Annotated in this window: 25 protein-coding genes; 12 read left to right on the top strand and 13 right to left on the bottom strand. The window is 41.4% G+C overall.

Features of this window, described 5'->3' with window-relative positions; translation table 11 throughout:
• Positions 1–69 precede the first annotated feature (69 nt).
• Positions 70–447 (bottom strand): type IV pilin-like G/H family protein, encoded by a 378-nt coding sequence (locus PY364_RS13480; protein ID WP_275523217.1) that lies wholly within the window; start codon positions 445–447, stop codon positions 70–72.
• Here PY364_RS13480 and PY364_RS13475 point away from each other — a divergent pair.
• On the top strand, positions 414–677 hold the full coding sequence (locus PY364_RS13475) for an AAA-like domain-containing protein (protein ID WP_343277575.1): 264 nt from the start codon (positions 414–416) through the stop codon (positions 675–677). The two genes, PY364_RS13480 and PY364_RS13475, sit on opposite strands and share 34 nt — an antisense overlap.
• Before the next feature lie 13 nt (positions 678–690).
• Here PY364_RS13475 and PY364_RS13470 read toward each other — a convergent pair whose 3' ends face one another.
• Positions 691–1,251, bottom strand: coding sequence for a Uma2 family endonuclease (locus PY364_RS13470; protein ID WP_275523216.1), 561 nt, complete (start codon positions 1,249–1,251; stop codon positions 691–693).
• Positions 1,252–1,441: 190 nt separating this feature from the next.
• Between PY364_RS13470 and PY364_RS13465 the strand changes: the two genes are divergently transcribed.
• Positions 1,442–2,071, top strand: a complete 630-nt coding sequence (locus tag PY364_RS13465; protein WP_275523215.1) for a Uma2 family endonuclease — start codon at positions 1,442–1,444, stop codon at positions 2,069–2,071.
• On the opposite strand, the gene PY364_RS13460 is transcribed toward PY364_RS13465, so the two are convergent.
• On the bottom strand, positions 2,072–2,680 hold the full coding sequence (locus PY364_RS13460) for a pentapeptide repeat-containing protein (RefSeq protein WP_275523214.1): 609 nt from the start codon (positions 2,678–2,680) through the stop codon (positions 2,072–2,074).
• Positions 2,681–2,855: 175 nt separating this feature from the next.
• Here PY364_RS13460 and PY364_RS13455 point away from each other — a divergent pair, with 175 nt between their 5' ends.
• From PY364_RS13455 to PY364_RS13435, 5 genes are all read left to right on the top strand, one after another.
• Positions 2,856–3,839 (top strand): alpha-ketoacid dehydrogenase subunit beta, encoded by a 984-nt coding sequence (locus PY364_RS13455; protein WP_275523212.1) that lies wholly within the window; start codon positions 2,856–2,858, stop codon positions 3,837–3,839.
• A 186-nt stretch (positions 3,840–4,025) separates the two neighbouring features.
• Complete coding sequence (secD, locus tag PY364_RS13450) at positions 4,026–5,420, top strand: protein translocase subunit SecD (protein WP_275523210.1); 1,395 nt, start codon at positions 4,026–4,028, stop codon at positions 5,418–5,420.
• A 123-nt stretch (positions 5,421–5,543) separates the two neighbouring features.
• Positions 5,544–6,533 carry a protein translocase subunit SecF gene (gene secF / locus PY364_RS13445; protein ID WP_275523208.1) on the top strand — a complete coding sequence of 330 codons (990 nt, stop codon included), beginning with the start codon at positions 5,544–5,546 and terminating at the stop codon, positions 6,531–6,533.
• A 6-nt stretch (positions 6,534–6,539) separates the two neighbouring features.
• On the top strand, positions 6,540–6,950 hold the full coding sequence (locus tag PY364_RS13440) for a hypothetical protein (RefSeq protein ID WP_275523207.1): 411 nt from the start codon (positions 6,540–6,542) through the stop codon (positions 6,948–6,950).
• 198 nt (positions 6,951–7,148) lie between these two features.
• Positions 7,149–8,222, top strand: a complete 1,074-nt coding sequence (locus PY364_RS13435; RefSeq protein ID WP_275523206.1) for an EamA family transporter — start codon at positions 7,149–7,151, stop codon at positions 8,220–8,222.
• 41 nt (positions 8,223–8,263) lie between these two features.
• On the opposite strand, the gene PY364_RS13430 is transcribed toward PY364_RS13435, so the two are convergent.
• Entirely contained in the window at positions 8,264–8,683 is a 420-nt protein-coding gene (locus PY364_RS13430; protein WP_275523204.1) for a PIN domain-containing protein, read from the bottom strand.
• Positions 8,680–8,982, bottom strand: a complete 303-nt coding sequence (locus tag PY364_RS13425) for a hypothetical protein (RefSeq protein ID WP_275523202.1) — start codon at positions 8,980–8,982, stop codon at positions 8,680–8,682. The genes PY364_RS13430 and PY364_RS13425 overlap by 4 nt, the downstream gene beginning before the upstream one ends.
• A 414-nt stretch (positions 8,983–9,396) precedes the next feature.
• Between PY364_RS13425 and PY364_RS13420 the strand changes: the two genes are divergently transcribed.
• Positions 9,397–9,735, top strand: a complete 339-nt coding sequence (locus PY364_RS13420; RefSeq protein WP_275523200.1) for a hypothetical protein — start codon at positions 9,397–9,399, stop codon at positions 9,733–9,735.
• A 31-nt stretch (positions 9,736–9,766) separates the two neighbouring features.
• Here PY364_RS13420 and PY364_RS13415 read toward each other — a convergent pair whose 3' ends face one another.
• The 3 genes from PY364_RS13415 to PY364_RS13405 all read right to left on the bottom strand — a co-directional run bounded on the left by PY364_RS13415 (position 9,767) and on the right by PY364_RS13405 (position 13,338).
• Positions 9,767–11,734 (bottom strand): TerD family protein, encoded by a 1,968-nt coding sequence (locus tag PY364_RS13415; protein ID WP_275523198.1) that lies wholly within the window; start codon positions 11,732–11,734, stop codon positions 9,767–9,769.
• Between the two features lie 101 nt (positions 11,735–11,835).
• Complete coding sequence (locus tag PY364_RS13410) at positions 11,836–12,243, bottom strand: DUF4359 domain-containing protein (protein ID WP_275523196.1); 408 nt, start codon at positions 12,241–12,243, stop codon at positions 11,836–11,838.
• A 135-nt stretch (positions 12,244–12,378) separates the two neighbouring features.
• Positions 12,379–13,338 (bottom strand): M48 family metallopeptidase, encoded by a 960-nt coding sequence (locus tag PY364_RS13405; RefSeq protein WP_275523195.1) that lies wholly within the window; start codon positions 13,336–13,338, stop codon positions 12,379–12,381.
• Positions 13,339–13,532: 194 nt separating this feature from the next.
• Between PY364_RS13405 and PY364_RS13400 the strand changes: the two genes are divergently transcribed.
• Both PY364_RS13400 and PY364_RS13395 read left to right on the top strand, forming a co-directional pair.
• Positions 13,533–14,072, top strand: a complete 540-nt coding sequence (locus PY364_RS13400; protein WP_275523194.1) for a Rieske 2Fe-2S domain-containing protein — start codon at positions 13,533–13,535, stop codon at positions 14,070–14,072.
• Positions 14,073–14,185: 113 nt separating this feature from the next.
• Positions 14,186–14,737, top strand: a complete 552-nt coding sequence (locus tag PY364_RS13395) for an acireductone dioxygenase (RefSeq protein WP_275523193.1) — start codon at positions 14,186–14,188, stop codon at positions 14,735–14,737.
• A 30-nt stretch (positions 14,738–14,767) separates the two neighbouring features.
• On the opposite strand, the gene hpsP is transcribed toward PY364_RS13395, so the two are convergent.
• Positions 14,768–15,982: a hormogonium polysaccharide biosynthesis glycosyltransferase HpsP gene (gene hpsP, locus PY364_RS13390; RefSeq protein ID WP_275523191.1), complete on the bottom strand. Its 1,215-nt coding sequence runs from the start codon at positions 15,980–15,982 to the stop codon at positions 14,768–14,770.
• A gap of 99 nt (positions 15,983–16,081) precedes the next feature.
• Here hpsP and PY364_RS13385 point away from each other — a divergent pair, with 99 nt between their 5' ends.
• Both PY364_RS13385 and PY364_RS13380 read left to right on the top strand, forming a co-directional pair.
• Positions 16,082–17,371 (top strand): ATP-binding protein, encoded by a 1,290-nt coding sequence (locus tag PY364_RS13385; protein ID WP_275523190.1) that lies wholly within the window; start codon positions 16,082–16,084, stop codon positions 17,369–17,371.
• Entirely contained in the window at positions 17,364–18,017 is a 654-nt protein-coding gene (locus PY364_RS13380) for an RloB family protein (RefSeq protein WP_275523189.1), read from the top strand. Before PY364_RS13385 ends, PY364_RS13380 begins: the two co-directional genes overlap by 8 nt.
• 31 nt (positions 18,018–18,048) lie before the next feature.
• Here PY364_RS13380 and hpsO read toward each other — a convergent pair whose 3' ends face one another.
• From hpsO to PY364_RS13360, 4 genes are all read right to left on the bottom strand, one after another.
• Positions 18,049–19,224, bottom strand: a complete 1,176-nt coding sequence (gene hpsO / locus PY364_RS13375) for a hormogonium polysaccharide biosynthesis glycosyltransferase HpsO (protein WP_275523188.1) — start codon at positions 19,222–19,224, stop codon at positions 18,049–18,051.
• Between the two features lie 36 nt (positions 19,225–19,260).
• Entirely contained in the window at positions 19,261–20,265 is a 1,005-nt protein-coding gene (gene hpsN, locus PY364_RS13370) for a hormogonium polysaccharide biosynthesis glycosyltransferase HpsN (protein WP_275523187.1), read from the bottom strand.
• Positions 20,266–20,553: 288 nt separating this feature from the next.
• Positions 20,554–22,026 carry a phosphoglucosamine mutase gene (glmM, locus tag PY364_RS13365; protein WP_275523185.1) on the bottom strand — a complete coding sequence of 491 codons (1,473 nt, stop codon included), beginning with the start codon at positions 22,024–22,026 and terminating at the stop codon, positions 20,554–20,556.
• A gap of 54 nt (positions 22,027–22,080) precedes the next feature.
• Entirely contained in the window at positions 22,081–23,154 is a 1,074-nt protein-coding gene (locus PY364_RS13360; protein WP_275523183.1) for a glycosyltransferase family 1 protein, read from the bottom strand.
• Positions 23,155–23,438: the final 284 nt, after the last annotated feature.

Here is a 23,438-nt window from a genome sequence, read left to right as displayed (position 1 = left end):
AGGAAAAGGCGCGATCTCATATTTATTTTAACAATTATTTAAAATGGCGATCGCAGCCTTCAACGATCGCTATTTTGTCACGGCTGTTGTCCCACTTCCGCAAACTAATTCACCGTTTTGAAGCCTTGGAGGTAGCGGTGTAATTGTACCGGGTTTGTCAGTGCTACACAGGATGGATATTGTTGTTATTACATTCTCCTGATAGGGCTTGGTTGGTATTAAAAAAGCACCCCCAACATAACTTTTAAGCTCCGGTTTTTTGGAGATTCCATAATTAAAGGTAGCTTGCTTAGCGTTAGTTGCACGAACTGAATACTTGTAATTTGTGGTCTCGGTTGTTGTATCTAACTCCTCGACTAAAGCATTATTGATCTCATTGCGAGCCGTGTAAAGTTCCTCTTGCGCGTCAAGATATGACTTTAACCAAGTTAGTGAAAGAGGCTCCAAGTGAGGCGGGAATTTACAGCGATCATTTGCGATGGCATTTGTGGAATTTAGAGAAGTATTCGGAATTGATGAATGGAATGAGGGAGGTTGTAACGTCTTCTGGTGCGGTAAGGCTACGCTCGCAATTGGCGTTTAAATTAAATAGTATGGGTTTGGTGAAACTTGAGGGAAATAATTGTATTCCCAGGTGCAGTTTATATGAGCAATATTTTCGCGATCGTTTAACTTAAAAGTTATCCTAATCTATCCTAGTACGAAATCTAAACTCACTTCTAACTCAGGAAATGCTAGCGGTGAAACTTGCTGACCTCGCCAAAATCTTTGGATTAAACTATAACCATTAGGTGTTGGCTGACGGTAGACTTCTAAACATTCTGCGACTAAATTAACTAGCCATACTTCCTGAATTTGGGAACGAGAATAAATAGGAATTTTCACATCTCGGTCATAATCAATTGTACTATCAGCCACTTCTACTAATAGCAAAACTTCAGAGGGCGTGGGATGTGCTGTATCATAGTAATCAGCGCGAGGTTGTAGCAATACTACATCCGGTTGCGGTTCTGCTCGTTCGCTCAACTGGACAGGATTTTGTACGTCAAAAATAGCCCTGTTTTCTGGAAGTTGGCTGAACACTCTGGCTACGCGCCTCACGCAACCTGCATGACGAGTTCCAATTGCAGCCATAAGGATAATTTCTCCTTCTATTAGTTCTACACGGTCGCTATCAGCAATGATACCAGCTTTAGTCATTAGATGGTATTCTTCTACTGTGAACAGCCTTTTGAGTAACTGGACTGGCATAATTTACCTTTCCTTTAATCATTTCTTCTAAAGCATATCACAAGTTGAAAAAAACAGGTTTAAATTTATACCAATCCTGAAAAGTATTGCTACAATACTGATAATGAGCGCGAATAATTTGTGTTTGTATTGCACAATTTTATATCAAAATCCTAGCCAACCGTAAACTCAAGTAGATAAGGTGAGTAAAATGGTAACAACATCAATTCGTCAAGCCGAACAGCGAGTTTTACTACAAAATATTAGTTGGCAATTCTTTGAAAGCCTGCTAGTGGAACTTGGCGACAAACGTTCTAGCAGACTTTCATATCATAAAGGGAACCTAGAAATTATGACACCACTCTGGGAACATGAGAATCCTAACAGAAAAATAGAGGCTATGATTATAGCCTTTGTTGATGAGTTGAATTTTAACATTGAAATGGGTGGTTCCGTAACCTTAAAGCGCTCCGAAAAAAACGCAGCTAAAGAACCTGATTCGTGCTACTATATCCAAAATGAAGCGCGAGTTAGAGGTATAGCTAAATTAGACTTAACTCAAACTCCCCCGCCAGATTTAGCAGTTGAAATTGACATTACTAGCAGTTCTCTCAATCAATTTGATATCTATGCAGATTTAGGTGTAGCAGAACTCTGGCGATATGATGGAGAAACAATTAAATTTTATCAATTACAAAATGGGCAGTACGTAGAGTGCGATCGCTCTCCCACTTTCCCCATGCTTTCCCCCACCAAAGTTGATGAATTTCTGATTCAATGCCAAAATCTAGGTGTTACCGCCGCCGTGCGAGAATTCCGAAAATGGGTGAAAAATCAATAATTATACACGCCGCCAACCTATTGCACCCGCAAAATCAGTATCTTCAATCATCGCCTCATCAAAATTACTATTAGTCAAATCTGCTCCTTTAAAAGATGTTTTACTCAAACTTTCAACTTCAATAACTGTCTGAAAAAACACGATCGTAGCTAACCCAAAAATTATTCCAGATCCTAAAAATAATAATATTCCCCTGAGACTATCTCCGCCCAAAAATGTGATAATACCGTTACAACCGATAACAGCCGCAGCACCAGCGATCGCACCTGCCACAATTCCAGCCTCAACTTTAGTAATCGCGATCGCAACGGCCGCTGTAGCGGTAATAGCGGCGGCTCCCGCTTCCGCACCCGCAACAAATCCCACAAAAGCACCTGCAATTGTAACTGCGATCGCCACACCGCCAGCACGCGCAATCAGAATACTTACTCGCCTGCGGCTTTCTCCACACCTCGCAGCCTGAAAATTGGCCCCCCTTAAAATCGCCTCACTGAAGTTACAACCGCGAATGTCAGAACTGCTAAAATCTGCACCAGTGAGGTCAAGACCTTTAAAAGAGCGGTTTCGCAAGTCTTGATTAGAAAAATTGAGATTGTGGGGTTGAGTCATAGCGATCGCAGAAAAGAGGATGGGGAAGATGGGGAAGCTAAGGAGTAGGGATTACCAATTATAGTTAACAGTTAACTGTTAACAGTTAACTGTTAACAAATAGTGCGATCGCATACCTTAACTACACCCCAAAAGGGTAATATGCTAGTCTGACCCACCTCAATCACACAGTCCGATGGCAGAAACCTTATTCTTTAATGCCCTCCGCGCCGCCATTGACGAAGAAATGGCCCGCGACTCCGCCGTATTCGTACTCGGCGAAGACGTAGGACACTATGGCGGTTCCTACAAAGTGACCAAAGACCTCTACAAAAAATATGGCGATTTGAGGGTACTCGACACCCCCATCGCTGAAAATAGCTTTACAGGCATGGCTGTAGGCGCGGCAATGACGGGACTGCGACCGATTATCGAAGGCATGAACATGGGCTTTTTGCTGCTAGCCTTCAACCAAATTGCCAATAATGCGGGAATGCTGCGCTATACTTCTGGCGGCAACTTCAAAATGCCGATGGTAATTCGCGGGCCAGGGGGGGTGGGGAGGCAACTTGGCGCTGAACACTCCCAACGGTTAGAAGCTTATTTCCAAGCAGTACCAGGTCTAAAAATTGTCGCTGCCTCTACGCCTTATAATGCTAAAGGATTGTTAAAGTCAGCTATCCGTGACGATAACCCCGTTCTCTTCTTCGAGCACGTCCTCCTCTACAACCTCAAAGAAGACTTGCCAGAGGAAGAATATCTAGTCCCGCTAGATAAAGCAGAGATTGTGCGAACCGGCAAGGATGTTACGATCCTGACTTATTCGCGGATGCGGCATCACGTCATGCAAGCAGTGCCGGCATTGGTCAAAGAAGGTTACGATCCAGAAGTGATCGACTTAATTTCCCTCAAACCCCTCGATATGGAAACGATCGGGGCTTCAGTTCGCAAAACTCACAAAGTAATTATTGTTGAGGAGTGCATGAAAACTGGTGGGATAGGTGCGGAATTAATTGCTTCGATTAGCGATCGCCTATTCGACGAACTCGATGCCCCTGTATTGCGGCTGTCTTCCCAAGATATTCCTACACCTTACAATGGTACATTGGAAAGACTAACAATCGTCCAGCCGCCGCAAATTGTCGAGGCAGTCCAAAAAATGGTTGCTCTGCGGGTTTGAGGTTCAAGAGGCATTGTTAATTGTTAACGGTTAACGGTTAACGGTTAACGGTTAACTGTTAACTGTTAACTGTTAACTGTTAAGGAAGAAACATTAGCAATTAGCAATTAGCAATTAGCAATTAGCAATGCCTAAGACAATCACAAAATAGCGATATAATAATCATTTCTTGATCCGGGTTACGTTATGCAAAAACAGCGTTCATTATTAGCTCTAATCTTAGTTTTAGTTCTTGCAGCAATCACTGTAGTGGTAAAAGTTCCGCCAAGGCTGGGATTAGACTTGCAAGGAGGGTCGCAACTTACAATTCAGGTAAAAACTACCCCGGCAATTCCTAAAATTGAGCAGCGAATGTTAGAGGATGTGCAGCGGATTGTCGAAAATCGCGTTAATGGTTTAGGAGTATCCGAAGCCGTTGTACAAACAGTAGGAGAAGACCAAATTCTCGTACAGTTGCCAGGAGTCAGCGACCCTCAACAAGCTGAGCGGGTTTTAGGCGGTACTGCACAGTTGGATTTTCGGGAACAGTCGCCTGGAACTGAAGCACAGTTAGGAATTGAGCGCCAAGTGCAAGGGGAATTGTTGGCGAAGCAAATAGAGTTAAAAGATAGCGGGAATCAAGCCGCGATCGCAGAAAATCAGGCAGCTTTAAAGAGGAGTTATGAGGCAATTGCTAAACTCTATAAACCTACTGGACTCAATGGCAAAAACCTCAAAGATGCTCTAGCGGAACCAACCCAGGGTAGCAATAATTGGAAAGTAGTTCTCCGCTTCGATCCCCCTGGTGGAGAACTATTTGCAAAAATGACTAAAAACCTGGCGGGTACAGGACGAACTCTTGGTATTTACTTAGATGAAAAGTTGATTAGTTCTCCAACTGTGCCCGTTGAATTTGCAGCCAATGGCATTACTGGTGGCAATGTAGAAATTACAGGCAGCTTTACAGTCCAAGAAGCTAACGATTTAGCAGTACAATTACGCGGCGGCGCTTTGCCAGTTCCAGTAGAAATTGTTGAGAACCGCACTGTCGGTGCTACTTTAGGTCGAGATAGCATTCAAAGCAGTATTTATGCAGGTCTTGGTGGTTTGGCTTTAGTGTTAATCTTTATGGTCGCTTACTATCGACTGCCTGGACTAATTGCGGATGTATCGCTCTTAATTTATTCGCTGCTAACTTGGGCTTGTTTTGTATTATTAGGTGTGACTTTAACGCTACCAGGAATTGCTGGTTTTATCCTCAGTATTGGGATGGCTGTTGATGCTAATGTGTTGATTTTTGAGCGCACGCGGGAAGAATTGCGGGCTGGTAAAACTTTGTATCGCTCTGTAGAATCTGGTTTTTATCGGGCTTTTTCTAGTATTTTAGATGGCAACGTGACCACCCTGATTGCCTGTGCTGCCCTTTTCTGGCTAGGATCGGGTTTAGTCAAAGGTTTTGCCGTGACTCTGGGATTAGGTGTGATGGTGAGTATGTTTACTGCTCTTACTTGCAGTCGCACTCTATTATTGGTGGTTTTGAGTTTTCCTGAGTTACGTAAACCGCAATGGTTTTGTCCTAATTTGCCAAAGGCAATATCTTAATTGTTAACTGTTAACTGTTAACTGTTAACTGTTAACTGTTAACTGTTAACTGTTAACTGTTAACTGTTACCAATTCAATTAACAATCAACAACTAACAACTAACAACTAACAATTATCAAATTATGAAATTTAGTGTTATTAAACAGCGGTCGATTTGGTGGACAGTTTCCTGCATTATAATTTTGGCAGGTTTAGTGTCAATGGTTATTTCTTGGACTAATCCAACTATCGGCGCTCCTTTGCGCCCCAGTTTGGACTTTATCGGTGGGACTAAATTGCAGTTTGAACTTGACTGCACGCAACCTGCAAATTGTGCTAAACCCATCGATCTTGGAGTTGTTAGAGAAGTCATTGACAGCCAAGGTTTAGCTAATAGCAGTATCCAAGTTGTTACAGATGCAGCTAATAAAACAAAACAGGGCATCTCAATACGAACAAAAACTTTGGATGTTGAACAGCGCACTAAGTTGCAAACAACTTTAAGTGAAAAGTTAGGTGCTTTTGACCCTCAAGCTACTAAGATTGATACCGTTGGCCCTACCCTGGGTAAACAGCTTTTTAAATCTGGATTACTCGCTATTATTCTCTCCTTTGTCGGTATTACTGGTTATCTAACGTTGCGCTTCCAGTTAGACTATGCCTTTTTTGCCTTTGTTGCTCTGTTCCACGATATTTTAATTACGGTTGGTATTTTTTCCATTTTGGGTTTAGTGCAGGGTGTCGAAGTTGATAGTTTATTCGTGGTGGCGATCTTGACAATTATCGGTTTTTCTGTTAATGATACAGTGGTGATTTACGACCGAGTTAGGGAAGTAATTAAGCTGAATCCGGGGGAACCGATTAGTCAGGTTGTGGATGATGCTGTGAACCAAACGTTGGGGCGGTCAATCAATACGACGTTAACGGTGTTGCTGACTTTAACGGCTATCTTTTTGTTTGGGGGCGAAACCCTGAAATACTTTGCGCTGGCGCTGATTATTGGGTTTACTGCGGGTGCTTATTCGAGTATTTTTATTGCTAGTACGTTGCTGGCTTGGTGGCGCGATCGCGTAGGAAAATCTATCATGGTTCCTGTTGATGGGCCAAATCCTCAAGATGATATTCAAAAATAGGAAAAAGTGAAGACTCCTCCTTTCTCTTCTCCTTCCTCTTCCCTTGAAAATGACCCAATTTTTCAAGCGCAAGTGCAAAGGCTGCATGAATTAACTGTTTACGGCCGTTGGTTAGTTGTCGCATTCCTGTGGCTGAGTGTGGGCGCTTTGAGTTTGTGGGCGTTGCGCGGTGAAATTGCTTTGTGGTTGGAAAATTTTACTTGGGCTGCTGTACGTTATGGTCTGATTTATAACCGTTTACCTGCTGTTGGTTTGGGTTTGTGCATTGGTATGACTGTGGCTGTACTCGTTTGGCAAAGTCGTAATATTTTGCTGGGATTACCTCGGAAGGAAAAACTGCGTTTAGAACAACAAGTCCGTCGTATTCGCCAACAGGGGTCGAGTCATCCTCTGTGGCGGTTTGTGTGTCGAGAATGAAGGCAGAAGGACTCTTGTAGGGTGGGCGCTACCATCCTCTCAATTCCAGCAAGAAATATTGATATTTGTAGCGCCCACCTTACTTTTGCGCGATCGCACCCAATTCCCTAGTAGCCTTATTGACTCAGGTAGCACACAAATCTTAAAATTACTTCATAATAATTTAGGATACCCCCCTTATTGTTTGGAGCGATAATTATGCAGCTAAAGCTTACTGAGTCGAAACTGCCCTTTACGCCGCTGTTAACGATCGCGCCGTTTTTCCTGTGGGGAACCGCAATGGTAGCGATGAAAGGGGTTATCCCCAATACAACGCCCCTATTTATGGCGGGGGTACGGTTAGCGCCAGCGGGGGTTTTAGTCCTAATAGCGGCCGCTTTGATGGGTAAACCTCAGCCCCAGGGTTGGAAGGCGTGGCTGTGGATTTCGCTGTTTGCGCTGGTAGATGGTGCGCTGTTTCAAGGCTTTTTGGCGGAAGGGTTAGTCAGAACTGGGGCGGGTTTAGGTTCGGTGATGATTGATTCTCAACCCTTGGCGGTGGCGATTTTATCGCTGTGGCTGTTTCAGGAACGAATTGGATTTTGGGGTTGGTTGGGATTGGCGATTGGCATTTTGGGTATCAGTTTGATTGGGTTGCCGCAGAGCTTGATTTTGGGTTGGTTACATCCTGAGACGGTACAGGCGACCTCTGCGGGGATTGGGATGTTGTTCCAGAGTGGGGAATGGTTGATGCTGTTGGCGGCTTTGTCAATGGCTGTGGGTACGATTTTGGTGCGCTGGGTTTGCCGTTATGCCGATCCGGTGGCGGCGACTGGATGGCACATGATTTTAGGTGGTTTACCGCTGTTTGGGCTTTCGGCTGTAACAGAATCGCAACAGTTTGTGAATATTGATTTTTCTGGCTGGATGGCCTTGGGTTATGCGACTGTGTTTGGGAGTGCGATCGCTTATGGTTTATTCTTTTACTTTGCCTCTAGTGGCAGTCTCACGAGTTTAAGTTCCCTGACTTTCTTAACTCCAGTTTTTGCTTTGCTATTTGGTAATTTATTTTTAGGTGAGGTGCTGAACCCTATACAGTCAATAGGTGTGGGGCTAACTTTAGTTAGTATTTATTTGATTAATCAGCGAGATATTTTAGCTGAAAAGTTGAGGATAAAGCTAACTGGAACTAAGGCGAGTGATGAGCAGCAGAAAGTATTGGAAGCGACTGATGGCAACTCCGTTGAGATGCCTTTACAGGTGCGAGTGACTGAATTGGAGTCAGAAATTTAGCATCTGTAGGGACGCGATTAATCGCGTATTTAACAAGAAAATTAAGCAGAATTGGTTAACTCTTGAATTAACTGAGCAGGTGTGAGGATTTGAGGAGTAGTAACGGGAAAGTCTTTCTGGTTACGAGTGATAATTGCATCTAATTGATTGATGACAGCAGTGCTGTATTGAATGGCATCTTCAAAATCTTTGAAGTTGGCATTTAAAGCCATTGAAATAACAGCTCGATCGACTGTAGCAACTTGGCAGAAGGTTGCTAACTGCCTTAAAAAAACAAGTGTAGAATCGCGACCTTTACTTCTACGAATAATGTAGAAAAGATCGCTAAAAGTTGATCCTGAAATATAACCTTCAACTTGCCCTTGCTCAACGAACGATAAGACGCGATCGCTATCGGCAGAGAAAGGCTCTCGCTCAAGAGCAACATCCACTATAACATTGGTGTCTAACAAAATTTTCACAGGTTATGTTTCTCCTTCAAATATTCCCATTTTGCTTGTTTGTCTGGATCGTCAAAATCTGGTGGTTCAGGTGTAGTATTTTCATCAAATAAACCCTGAAATGCCTTAACGTTACTTTCAAACTTCCTCTTAGGTGTCTCTGCTGGGTGTGACTCCGCTACCGAGAATTTGGAACTGGCAACTTTATCAACTGTTTGCAAGAGGATAATTTCAACATCGCCTGGGGGCATATTAACAGGTTCGGCAACTATTAAATTACCTGCCGAATCGATAGTTCCTTTGAGTTTGTATGCTTGCATGATATTTTCCGATAACTCTATTTCTATTTTATATGGCACTTACGTATCCGTAACACCGTGCTCTGGGGGGTAAATATACCGCCCAGAGGAGGGTGTTACGTAAAAGTCTAAAGGTATAGAAGTGTTTATTTATACTTAACTTACTTACTTTCTGCGATCGCTCTCTTGTCTTCTGTGACAATTGAGCGTGCGAAGAGGAGTTTCAGCCTGAAATCAATCATTTTACCTACCTCCATAACTCCAAGCTTCATGCGGAGAGGGGATTCTTAAAGATTGAGTGAAATTTGCCCAAGACTATTTACACCCGTACTTTGGCGAGTAATGATTGAGGAAGTAGGGGGTGTCAGCAAGAGGGGGTCACACCCTTCATCTTAAGAAAAGGTTTGGTGGCGCGACTCCCTGTGAGGAGGATTTATGAATAAAACAACTAATTTACTGGTCAAAGTTACTACCTCTGCACTGATATTGAGTCTTGTATTTGCTGTGGCTGCTCCCAAAGCCTCTGCTGGCGATAAATTAGCGCAGCAAGAGAGTGAAATCAAACTCGCCTCGCGCGATCGCGTCGCCTCTGAAACTTCAAAGCAATTTTTGCTCCCTCCTGTGGCGATAGTAGTTCGCACAGCAGCATCCGTAGTAGAAGATGGAGAGTTGCAATTTACTGAACTTTTAACTCTCAATGGTTTAGCCTTGGCCGCTAGCGTATTAGTAGGAATTCGGCGCTTTCGTGAGAGTAAAAAAGTAAAGCGTGTTTAACCTTTAGTAGTTATAAAGGGTGAAACAGAGTTTATCTTCTGCTTCTTCTACTCCTACGAGGTCTGCTGCTACTGCTATCAGAATTAGAGGGGGATATTTCCTGTTTACTCGTATTTTTTTGAAGGTTAGTATCTGAAGTATAAGGGTTAGGAAGAGAAGTTTTGCGGGTTCTAACTGGAATATTTAAATGCACACCACACGGCCGACCTAATGAGTCAATATTTCGTGCATAATCACATTTTACTGGCTCTGGACTTGGTGAAGTCGGCTCTTGAAACTTGTTGAGCAGAGTTTGCGCTAGTTGGTAATTCTTTGTATCTCCCTCTTTAGAAAAAAGCTCCGCTGCTTGGCGGAAGTCTTGGAATCCTTGAGGTTTAGAGCCAATTTGATAGCGAATAGCACCTCGCTCTAAGTAAGCTAGGGCATAATTAGGATTAAGGCGAATAGTTTGCTCATAATCTGCGATCGCCTTTTGATTATTACCGATTTCATAGTAAGCTTGACCCCTGCTGAAATAAGCATCTGCCAAATTACCATTAAATTTTAGTGCCTGATTGTAATTTTGAATTGCCTGCTGGCTATTACCTAGTTTTGAGTGAGAAATTCCTAAGCCTAGATAAGCTTGGGGTAAGTTTTGGTTGATGTTAACTGCTTGATTAAAATCTGCGATCGCACCTCGATAATCGGCTTTTTCAAGCTTCATAGAACCTTGATTGCTGAAGGTGACAGCTTTTTGGGCTGTAGCAAATCTTTGACTAATCACAGTCTGGTTAGCAAGGTAATTAGACAACTTTTGTTGCGCTGAAATATAAACAGATGCGTCTGTTGGAATCGCCTGTAAAAGCGCGATCGCCTGTTGCCATTTGCTTTGTGAATCACGCCAAACTTCCACAGTATGAGGCGGATTTTTTACTAAAATAGCAGCTTCTAATGCTAGTTTTTGAGCAGTTTCTAGACTTTGAACAGCATTGATATTTTGCTCAACAGACACCATAGTGGGGCGCAAATTAGCTAAATCTGATTGAGCTTGCTGATAGGCAAAACCAGGTAAATTAGGAATCGTATCTAAATTGGCTATTGATTTTTTGAGGCTTTCCTCTACATTTTTGAGAAAATTTATATCTGTTGATATTCTAAACTTTTCTCTGTCATCTATCAGTATTTTAGCTTGATGTAGACTGGCTTCTTGCGATTTAATTAATGCAGTCGCGCCTGCACCAATGCCTAGAATTAAAACACCTAACCCTGCTAATAAATTTATGGGTATTTTACGCTTTACAGCCGAAACTTGATTATTATTTTTTGGTGTTTTCCGTCTTTTTTTCTTACGCGGTTTTTTCGGTTCTGATTCTACACTTGAGTCGTTAATAACAGGCTGAGAATTATCTAATGATGGGCTAATTGCAGAGGTGTTAGCAGTAGATTGTATATTCTCGACATGGTACTTATCAACAAAGCTTTGTAATCCTGTATTATATCCTTGTCCTACAGCCTGAAACTTCCATTCTCCTTTGTTTCTATACAAACGTCCAAACTCGATAGCCGTCTCTTGGAAAAAATTTTCTTTTAAATCATATCGAGCAATTTCGCTGCCATTATCCAGATGACAAATCTTGATAAAAGCATTTTTAATCATGCTGAAGTTGGCATTTTTTTCTGGTACTTCGTCAATAGTACCGACAAATATTATTTCCTGAATATCAGGATTAATTTTTTCCAGCCTCACACCATACATCGCCTTATTTTCTGCTTTTTCTTGCTGTTCTTTTTTAGGTGTTGATTGCAGGACAGAGCTATCAAATGATTGTAGATTATTGTAGAATACAAAATATTTTTCGTGGGGGAGTTTGCCATCAGATCCCAGCATGAATACAGAGGCATCTATCTCATAGCTTTGTGCGGGGTTATTGAACTCCCAACCGAGGGCGATCGCAACTTTCTTTAAATCTGATTGTTTAGAAAGGTTAAACCTTGCACCTTTAGTTAATTCGACTACCATCTGCGATCGCCCTATAAATGCAAATATTGCATAATAGTATAAGAGAGAGTGTATCTCACATCGCAAATTTTTAACAAATCTTAAAAATGATGGTTATTCTCCTATTTAGCAGCAATAGTTAAGAAATTCCCAAAAGCTCCGATTGTATGATACTTTTGTCCCACAACTTCAGTAGTGTAAATACTGAAGATAATTAAATTCTGGCGATGCGTTGAATTGTCGATCAAAATTTCTATAGTACCCCGTTCCGAAGTTAGTACACTTTTGCAAGCACCAACTAAAGACTCTGCAAAATTCCCTAAAAATTCAGGTACGCGAGACTCTTTGCACATAGACTTTTGTAGTTCTGTTGCCATTGTGCCTGAAGCATAGCTGAGGTACTCATCTCTGGGAGGATTAGTAAATCCCATCACAACAGCAAGAATCGCCAGCCCGATCGCACCTTTCCCAAGATTGCGGCTAGAATTAGATGTCTCCTTGTCACTGTTAAAATCTTTGTCAGTAATCATTTTTTTACCTTGCCTAATTGAGTTGTACTTTTTTTAGACTACACATCCTGAAGACAGATTTCAGAATTATGTTTTAGATTTGAGCTTTGAGGCGATTTACAGATGTTTACATCCGTTAAATCTGCTAGTAATTCCTTACCGTGACTTATAACGATTAATCTCGCGTTGCAACTCCTCAATTTCCCGCCGCAGCGCCTCCGTCTCATTGCTTGGTTCCTGTGACTTCACATCAACTGCACCCTCGGAAACCGCCTTTTTATAGTTCCCCAAGCGAATTTGGCGGTATTCTTCAGAATTGGCCCAATCCCGGAGATAGCGCAAACGTTCCACTGGGAAAGGATGGCTCAGCATTGCACCCTGTCCGCCATTATATAGCAAAAATTTATAAACTTGGTTGAGGTTATCTTGGTCTAGCTCTTGATAATTATCAGATTGATTAATGAATTCCTGCAAGCTACATTCGTGAGCATATTTACTGCTAACTCCTGAAACTTTCATCATCGTAGTCATCACACAATTAATATCATCTGTTCCTAACAAAGCCGCCCGATCTGCTGATAATTCTGCCTTCCGTCGCCATTCATAGAAAGCAAAAATTAAACCACTACTAACAATATTTCCGAGTCCAAAAGTTACTTCCCCAATCATCGAAGCCACACTCATGGCCCAGATAGCCATCTGGCTTAATATCGGATGACCGCATTTAATATGTCCCAATTCGTGAGCAATAACTGAGCGCAATTCCTGCTCATTCACTAAGTCTAAAAGACCTGTATTTATAACAATATAAGGATTGTTTTTGCCCAAAGCATAGCTATTAACTTCAGGATTTTGGGACACAAATAAAGATGGTTCAGGAAAAATATCTAAAGCTTGTACGCATTCCCGAAATATATGATAGATACTGGCATATTGTCGGGGGCCAACTTGAATACTATTTCCCATCAGATAAACAAATTGCGGTCTTTCGTAGACAAATTCTACAAATTGACTAGCAATCATATCAAATCCAGGGACGCTGCGTAAAGCTTCTTCTGCTTGGCGGTCAAGGGGGTGACGAAAAGCTTCGCTAGAAATTCCAGGGTAGTTAGGCATGATTATATTTACGAAAGTTACTTTAAATATATCATTTTCTCAAAATTTTTCCCTTCTCTCCTTTGCGCCTTTGTGGTTCACTCATTAAAATTATATCGCACCCTTCTCTTGACAATGCTATAATAATAAAAATTAAGGTTAAAATTTTTTGAGAAAGATTAACCAATTTATAGCGAAGGCTAAAGGCTGAGGCGATGACAAACAATCGGCGGCAATTTCTAAAATATATGGTGACTGGAACGGCGGGAACTGTAGCAATTGGGTTGCTTTTTCCCGCAGCCAGCCAAAGCGAAAAAGTTGACCTCGAAAAGCTCTGTTCTGCGTTTCCCCATAATTCCCAATGTGAAAATTATCTGCCAGGAGTAAGAGCCGAAGATAGTGAGGGAAAACCGATTGAGGTTTCTGAATTCCTTCCTAATGCAAAAGCGGGGATTCCTGTGTTGGTGAAAGGATTGCCAAAAGTTGCTTATTTGGTAATTAATGATGGGCCAAAAATTGCCGAATATGGCATCAATCCTGTGTGTACGCACTTAGGTTGTACTGTAGAGTGGAAAGCAGAGCGATCGCGCTTTGAATGTCCCTGTCATGGTTCTCAGTATGATGGTCAAGGCCGCGTTGTTAAAGGCCCTGCGAAGCTTTCCCTGCCTTTGTTGACGGTGGTGGTCAAGCAAAACCAAATCCGCTTGGTAGACCGAAAACCTGCGATCGATCCGCGCGAAAAAATTAAAAATTAAAAATTTTAGTTCTCAGAGCTAATAGTGCCAAATATCAGTTATAATTGTTTTTCTGGTATGGCGCGAGTCCTCGCGTCTTTCATCGCGTCTAACCCGCAATTGGGAGGTGCAATATGGCTATTTTACGACTAGAAGACGGTACAACTTATACTGACCTGAGCGACATTTCCCGCGAACTCGCTCAACTTAACATTCAACTTAACCGTTGGCCGGTTGGTGAAGATCCAGAAATTCGCAATTTGCTTGCACAAGACGTGCTTAATGACAGCGAGAAAGAGCAAGTTCTAGAAGCTTTAGATGGCTATTTTGAAGAACTCAAGCAAACTGCTGGCTATCATTCCCGCGATTTAATTGTACTGCATCCAGAGGTTCCAAATTTAGATGGAATGCTATCTAAATTTTATCAATGCCACACCCATGCTGATGATGAAGTTCGTTACATTGTAGCAGGTGAAGGCATTTTTGGGTTTGTGCGTCCCGGCGGCGATCAAGTAGAATTGACGGTGCAATCTGAAGAATATATTAATGTTCCTGCTAATAGCGAACATTGGTTTTATCTAACAGTTAGTCGCCGGATTAAAGCTGTACGCTATTTTAATGGTACTGAGGGTTGGGTACCGGAGTATACTGGTACTGAAATTCGTTCCAAGTTAGCGGCTGTTTAAAGTTTAAAGCTATTAAGAAATTGGGCAATATTAAAAATTGCCCGGTTTCAAAATTTGTTGATAAGCTTGGATGGTTTGCTGCGCGATCGCATCCCAACTGTAATGCTTTCTCGCATACTCTCTCCCGTTTAAGCCCCGCCGTTTGCGCTCATCGGCATCTAGGAGTGCTATGGTAATTAGAGACGCGATCGCATCCACTTCTAGAGGCCCAACCCAACCCGCTTCAGCTTGCCGTATATCTTCCCAAATATGTACTCGATCTGAAATTACCACAGGCGTACCAGCGGCCATCGCTTCAGCTACAGCAATACCAAAGTTTTCATAATAAGAAGGTAGCACAAATAAGTCGGCATTTTGCAATAAATATGCCTTGATTTCTCCTGTAACAAATCCTGTAATTGTTGTATGGTTTACCAAGGGTGAATTGTCTATTTGTTCCTTAATTTTCATTTCATAATCTGCATCTTGGGGATTAGAACCAGCTAGGATAAAGTTAAATTTTATTCCTTGTGCCAGGATTTTTTCTAGTGCTGGAATCAGCAGATTTAATCCTTTTTTAGGTTCAATCCTGGACATAAATAATATTTGAGGAATTTGTGCGTCTACAAAGTTTAGAGAAAACTGGTTAGCAAGGGATTTAACAGATAGAGTATCAGTGCTAATTTTAACGCCCAAGGGAATTACTAAGTCTTGCGGTAACGGTATTTTACCTGCGGTAGACATTCCGAATCTTTCTGAGATTTTCGCCTCTTGTTTACTGGTGAAGTGAATAGCAGCCGCGCCTGCTAAATTAGGTCGTTCTAACAATGCTGCATAAATTTGTTTAAGTTGCTTTTTCTTGCATAAATCTGCGGGGTCAAGCATACCGCAGGGACGGATAATATAGGGGAGATGATGATATCTAACAATGGTAGCAGCGGCGGTACTTATTGGTGAGAATAGAGCATGAATATGGGCTAGATCGAATTCTTTAATATGGTTATTTAACCATTGCAATAAACTTAGAGAAAATTTATATCGACGGAAGGGCGAACAGCGGAAATAAATAATGTTATATCCGTCTTGCTGTATTGGTTGATTTAGGGGAACATCTAAGGGAGTTTGACCGATATCTCCGTTAGAATCTGTGGTAAGGATTGTAACATCAATACCTTGGTTAGAAAGGGCGGCTGATAGTCCTAGTACCATTTGACTTGGGCCGCCGTAGACGAGGGAAATTGAGGGGATAATTTGGAGGATTTGCATTTTTTAGCATTCTGTGTGAATTAGAAGTGCCTGTTGTGTTATTATAGATTAAGTAGCGAAAATCGCAAATTATGTTGCTTTATATTGCCAGAGGACTTTATGCTGATCGGATTCAGCGTTGGAAACTATAAATCGTTCAAAGATACTGTCACCTTCACTATGGTGGCTTCGGCGATTGCTAGCGAAGATAAAAGGCTTGACGAAAATAATGTATTTAGAATTGATGCTCAACTAAGCCTGCTAAAAAGTGCAGCAATTTATGGAGCTAATGCAAGTGGCAAGAGCAATCTTGTGGCTGCCATTAACTTTATGAAGTCCTTTGTTCTGAACTCATCGAAAGAAGGACAAATTTCAGAACCTATCGATGTTGATCGTTTCCGGTTAAGCACACAAACAGAAAAAGAACCATCTTTTTTTGAAATCGTTTTTAGATTAGATGGGAAAATATACAGATACGGGTTTGAGGTAGATACAGAGCAGGTTATTTCTGAATGGCTATTTTACAAACAAAAAACAAGGGAAGTTAAGCTATTTGAACGAGAATTAGATACTTTTTCTAAACTTACCGATACTTTCAAAGAGGGTAAAGGTGTCACAGATAAGACTAGGAATAATGCTTTATTCCTTTCTGTTGTTGCACAATTTAATGGCAAGATTGCACAGAAAATTTTGGTGTGGTTCAACGGATTAAACTTGATTTCGGGGCTTAACGATTTAGGATATCGCACTTACACAATCCGTAGCTTTGAAAACAACCAGCACAAAGATGATATTCTTGGCTTTGTAAAAAAACTAGATTTGGGCATTGAGGATATTCAAATTGAGAAAACTCCAATCAATGAAGTATTATTACCAAATATTTTACCTGAAGAGTTTAGGAACCTTATACGCTCCCATGAAATTGACGTAAAAGCGATTAAAACACTTCACAGAAAATATAATGATGAAGAACAGCCAATTTCCAATGAAATTTTTGATCTTAACGACAATGAATCAGAAGGAACTAAAAAGTTGTTCTCTTTAGCCGGGCCTTTACTTGATACATTAAAAGCCGGAAAGATTTTGTTGATTGATGAACTTGATGCAAGATTTCATCCATTAATTACTTGTGCAATTATCAGTCTATTCAATTCTAAGGAGACTAATCCGAACAACGCACAACTCATATTTACAACACATGACACAAATCTACTCAGCAACAAGTTGTTTAGAAAAGATCAAATATGGTTCACTGAAAAATACAGGCAGGGTGCAACTCATCTTTATTCTTTGGTAGAGTATAAAATAAGTAAAGATGCTTCTTTAGAAAAAGATTATATTCGTGGAAAGTATGGGGCAATTCCTTTTATTGGTGACTTAAGCCGTTTGATAGGTGAAATTAATGAGTAATAAACGTTCATCAAAAAAACGAGAAAAAGGATCATCAAAAAACTCATATAATACCTATTTTAATAGGTCTTTTGAGACAAAAGAACAGAGAAAATGGTTTTTAATAGTTTGTGAAGGTGAAAAAACTGAACCTAACTATTTCAAAAGCTTTCCCGTAAACAAAGAGGTGATAAATCTTGATATTCAAGGAGACGGGTTAAATACGATAAGTCTAGTAGAAGAAACAATCAAGTTGAAAAAAGAGGGAGAATATAGCGCTGATAATAATGACGAGGTGTGGTGTGTATTCGACCGCGATTCATTTCCCCCACAAAACTTTAATGCTGCTATAACTCGTGCTCAAAGCAACGACATTAAAGTGGCTTATTCCAATGAGGCTTTTGAACTTTGGTACTTGTTACACTTTAATTATTATGATACTGCGATGTCTCGTAAGAACTATAAAAGTATGTTAACTAATTTATTGGGGCATAAGTACGAAAAAAACTGCCCGACAATTTATGATGAACTGAAAGATAAACAAGAAAAAGCAATTAAGCACGCAAAACGGCTTTTGGAGGCATATAATCCGCCAAAACCTGAACAGGATAATCCTTCAACAACAGTACATTTGCTAGTGGTAGAACTAAACAAATTTATTCACTGATTATTTATCCATTAAACAACAGTTAAATCATTTAACATTCTAACAATTCCTGATAAAAATCTAACAATTGCCTAGCCAATGCCTGATTAGTATAATGAACCATCACCTTTTCATAACCCTGCTTACCTAAATCCGCCGCCAACTCTGGCACTTCCATCAATTGTATCAAACAATCTCGCAACGCCTCTACATTTCCCTCTGGAAAAACTAACCCCGCATCCCCAATTACATGAGGAATTTCCCCACAATTGGAACCAATTACCGGAACTTGACAAGCCATTGCTTCAATTAAAACATGACCGAATTGTTCTTTCCAACCAAGAGTAGTTAAAGTTTTGAACTTATAACTCGTCTCTGATGGTAATACTAATACGTTCATTAAGTTAATATATTCGGGAACCTGATTGTGAGAAACGGTTTCTACCCAGATTAATCTGTCATTTATTCCCCATGCTGTTGCTTTATCAACTAGATGCGATCGCAACTCTCCCCGCCCCACTAAAAGGCATTTCCAATTACGTTCTTTTAAACTAGCTAATGCCTTAGCCAGCGTCAACAGACCCTTTTCTTCCACAAATCTCCCCACAAATCCTACCACAAAATCTGTAGACTTAATCCCCAATAAATTAGACAATTCAGCATTTTTAGAAGCAGGCATAAATAAGTTTTCATCTACGCCTAACTGTGGCATCACTTTAATTATCCCTGGATATCCCCGCTGACGCAATATTTCAGCCCCAGCTAAATTGCCAGCAATAATTCCGTCAGTATGCTGAAGGTTATAAGCTTCTAACCAAGAAACTGGAAACTTTAATTTATAAGGCAAATTCCACCAAGTAAAAAATATATTTTTTGCCTTCAAACTTAGTAGCTTATTGAGGATAATTAATTGAGTGTATGCCAGGGATTTTGAACCCTGTTCTACTTGGATAAGTTGCGGTTTAAACTGGCGTAATAATTTAATTAAATCAGTGCCAAATATTAGTAAAGCTTGATTGTTTTGACTTAAATTTGACAGAGGTACTACCTTAAATGAACCTTCCTGATAAAATTGTGTCTCAATAGTTTTATTTTGTACTCCTCCTGGCTTCCAGCGTCGCGGTACAACAATTATCACCTCAATATCTGGTTCTAGATTGGCTAAAATCTTGAATTTTTCACGGTTTATATCTACGATATAGGTGTGACTGACAACTAAGATTCTCATCTTTTAGTAATTGATGATTGCTCGGTAAATTACCCACTAATTGCGTAAGTTAGTATAAATTTGACCATCAGTCCAAAGGGATAAAATCAATGTAAAAAGAGCGCTAATAAACCCAAGAATGTAAAAAAATAATCGAGTTATAATCTTGATCGGAGAACCGCTTTTATAGCAAGGCGGATGTCCTAAGACGTGACAATCAAATAACTTTGCAAAAAAGCGTAAATTTTGAAAAGGCGTTAAATTTTTTAACCCCATTAGGAAGTGATTGTGATAGAATGTAACTTGATACTTAATCGAGCGTTTACTAATATCGTGACAGCCTCCTGTCTCTTCTCCTAAGTGAATTAAATACGCATCTGGATCGTACCAAATTTTATAACCTATTGACTGCAACCTCAAACAAAAATCTGACTCTTCTCGCACTGCACTACCCATAAATCGCTCGTCAAATCTTAAACCGTGTTCAATAAAAATCTCCCGACGAAAGGACATATTACAGCCTCTAGCTGATAATATTTGCTGCGGTTTTACTGTATGTACTAAGTCAATATGATACCAGCCAATACCTGCATCCATCGCTTCTGGTGGCAAATATTCTATTTTTAAATCGCCTCCAGAATCATCTAATTTCATTCTATCAAAAACTCGCCCTGCTACTGCTCCGATTTTGGGTTTTTCTAAGTAGTTGCGAGCATGATTTTCTAGAAACCCATCTGGTAATTGCACGTCATCATCAATAAATAGAATTATATTCCCAAGTGCACGCTCTACTGCATAGTTACGAGCTCCGGGTAAACTTGCCCAATTAACTCGAAACCAGCGGATTTTACCTGTATCTACTAATTGTTCTAAATAGGATTGAGTTTCCTCTTCGTGGCTGCGTGTTTGATCTACTACTAATACTTCAAAATCTGGGTAGGTTTGTTTAACTACATCTGCTAATGTATCACGCAAATGTACTTCGCGGTTGTATGTTGGTATGACAACAGAGATGGGAATTGGGAATTTATAATTGGGAATTGGTAATTCGTAAGGGTTCATTGTTAAGTAGAAGGAAGAAGGAAGAAGGAAGAAGGTAGAAGGTAGAAGGAAGAAGGTAGAAGGTAGAAGGTAGAAGGTAGAAGGTAGAAGGTAGAAGGTAGAAGGTAGAAGGTAGAAGGTAGAATGTTTATACATTCAGCTTTTTAGCCATTCTTATCTTATGTTTAATTAGGTGGATTTACTTATATTTTGGTAATTGGACGAAAGAAACCGGGTTTTTACCAAATCTCTGGGTTCTAACGAAGTATTTTCGTAAAAAAACCCGGTTTCTAGACCCCCAATTAGCCATTAGCAAAAAGCGATATGTTTCTGGACTGCTAACACTAAATTTTCCGTCCAATGGTTTACTAATTCGTCACTGGCTGCTTCTACCATAACTCGAATTAAGGGTTCTGTACCAGAGGCGCGGACGAGGACTCGTCCTTGTTCTCCCATTGCCTTTGTAGCGATCGCGATCGCAGTCTGCAAGGCCTCGCACTCTTGCCATCTCATCCGTTTCTCTCGGTCTTCAACTCGGACATTGCGTAATAGTTGGGGGTAGGTTTGAAAGCTACCATCGACTAATTCTGCTAAAGATTCTCCCGACTTGCGAACCAACGATGCCAAATGCAAAGCTGTTAATAAACCGTCGCCGCTGACACCATAATGAGGGCAGAGAATATGACCGGATTGTTCGCCCCCCAATTTCGATCCTGTACGTTCCATTTCGGCGTGGACGTACTGATCGCCGACGGAAGTTCTAATTAGTTTGCCGCCTGTTTGTTCCCAAGCACGCTCAAATCCCAAGTTAGCCATTACTGTAGAAATAATCAAATTGTCCGGCAATTGCCCGGACTGGCGCAACCTTTGGCCCCACAGATAAAGAATATAATCGCCGTCAACGGGTCGGCCTTTGGTATCAACGGCTAAAACTCTGTCAGCGTCGCCGTCAAAGGCAAATCCTAAGTCTGCTTGATGTTCTAAAACTGCTGCTTGCAGGCAATTAAGATTAGTTGAACCGCAGTTAACATTAATGCGATCGCCATCGGGATTGTTGTGCAAGCAGATAACTTCTGCCCCCATTTCGGCAAAAACTTCTGGGGCGATATGGGCGGCGGCCCCCCAAGCTAAGTCTAAAACAATTCGCATTCCTTGCAAATTCACTTCTGGCAAGAGCGGGCCGTGTAGCGATGCGGCGTAATCTTTGATTAATTCCGATCTGTGGTAGTGGTGTCCCCAAACGGAACTCGCGATCGCGACATTTGCCCCACCCCTGATTCCGGCTTCAATTTGTTGCTGTACTGCTGAAGGTAGTTTGCTTCCTCCCGGCCCAAAAAACTTAATACCGTTGTCCTCTGGGGGGTTGTGGGAAGCGGAAATCATCACTCCGCCGACAGCATGGGAAACGCTGGCGAGATAGGCGACGCAGGGGGTTGGGCATAATCCCAAGTTCCATACTTCCAAGCCGGCGGCGGTTAAACCTGCTGATAAAGCCATTGCCAGCATATCGCTGGAGTTTCTACTATCTTGACCGAGAATGACTGGGCCCGGTTGGGAAGCGCGATCGCGCAACACTTGTCCCGCCCAAAAACCGATTTGCAATGCTAAGGGGGCCGTTAATAATTCCCCAACTTTGCCGCGAATGCCGTCTGTCCCGAATAGCGGCGTATTCGGTAGGGATATACTGTTTGCTGCGCCTACAGTTTTTACGCTTTTAGCTGGCTGTAGCGAGTTAGCAGCTTTAAGCTGGTAGCTGCGACGGCGCGAAGGTGTCTGTACCATAATCACTCCTCTAAACAATCACACACACACACTGGAGGATAACATTTCCGGACTCTAGATATAACGTTTAATAGTAATAGCAGTTGCCTGACCGGTTTTTTCCCAGCTAAATTGGGCGGATCTAGCTAAGCCAAGGCTGCGAAGGCGCGATCGCAATTCCAAACTATCAGCAATTGCCTGCATTGCCTCAGCAATTTCGCCGATATTGTAAGGGTTTACTAACAATGCCGCATCGCCTACGACTTCTGGCATTGAGGAAAGGTTGGAAGTAATCACCGGTGTACCGCAGGCCATTGCTTCGAGGGCCGGGAAGCCGAAACCTTCCCACAAACTGGGAAAAATAAGTGCGATCGCCTGATTAATTACTATTGGCAACTCAGCAGCAGGAACGTAATCTAAAAACCTTACCTGTTTCTCTAAACCTAATCCTACAACCTGAGCTTTCAGTTGTGGCGTATAAAGTCCATCGCCGGGGCCCGCTAGCCACAGTTCAAGATCGGATTTATTCGGCAAAGTGGCGAAAGCAGAAATCACCCGTTGCAAATTTTTATAATGGTCATGGCGACCGATATAAAGGAAATAATTGCTAGTTGGCAAGTCGAGAAAGCGAAATTTATCAGGATTGTAAGCCAAAGGAATAGGTGTAATTTTATTATCCGGTATTTTGTAGAAATCTGCAATATCTTTAGCTGTCGCTTCCGAGTTGCAAATTATATGTTCTGCCTGCGATAATACTTGTGGTATATAGTAACGGAAGTAAGCTGTTAAGCGCGAAAAACGTTTAGGAAAGCGCAAAGGAATCAGATCGTGGGCCATCGCTACGTAGCGGCATTTAGAAAATAACGGTGCTTCAGGTAGCGGGGAGAAAAGTAAACTTGCTTGCTGGTTTTTATAAATTTGCGGTAGTTGAAATTGAGTCCATAATAAGCGCCGTAAGTGTCCCTTACTTCCTTGGGCGGGAGTCATGTTATCGGGTACGGGATAGCAGGTATAATCTGGGATTGAATGGGAAACTAGGAGGGTAGGATTGAGAGATTTTAGGTAGGGGAAAACGTTCGTTGCGTAGGTGGAAATTCCTGTGGGTTCTGGAATTAGGAAGGATAGATTTATTAATAGAGGATTGAGCATACTTTCAGATATCAAATTAAAATTTCAACAGGATTATAACGCTTAATTGTGCAAGAATTGGGGAAACTATATCGCGAACATCTGCTATAATATTAACAGTATAAATTTAACTCATTCAATTTTCTTCTTTGCTGACATCTGGACTAAGAATCACAATAGTGCGATTCGTTTAACCTAAAATGAGTAGAAATACTCAGGGACGGTTAGTCTAGCTCATCTGCTAGAACAACTGATTACATTTGAAGGTAAACCGCCGTGCGGTAAGCCCTTCCCCTCAAGTGCAG

The organism is Kamptonema sp. UHCC 0994, from assembly GCF_029167235.1.
Lineage (GTDB): Bacteria > Cyanobacteriota > Cyanobacteriia > Cyanobacteriales > Microcoleaceae > Kamptonema.
Note: the sequence above shows the minus strand (reverse complement) of the source record. Positions and strands in the feature narration are given on the sequence as shown.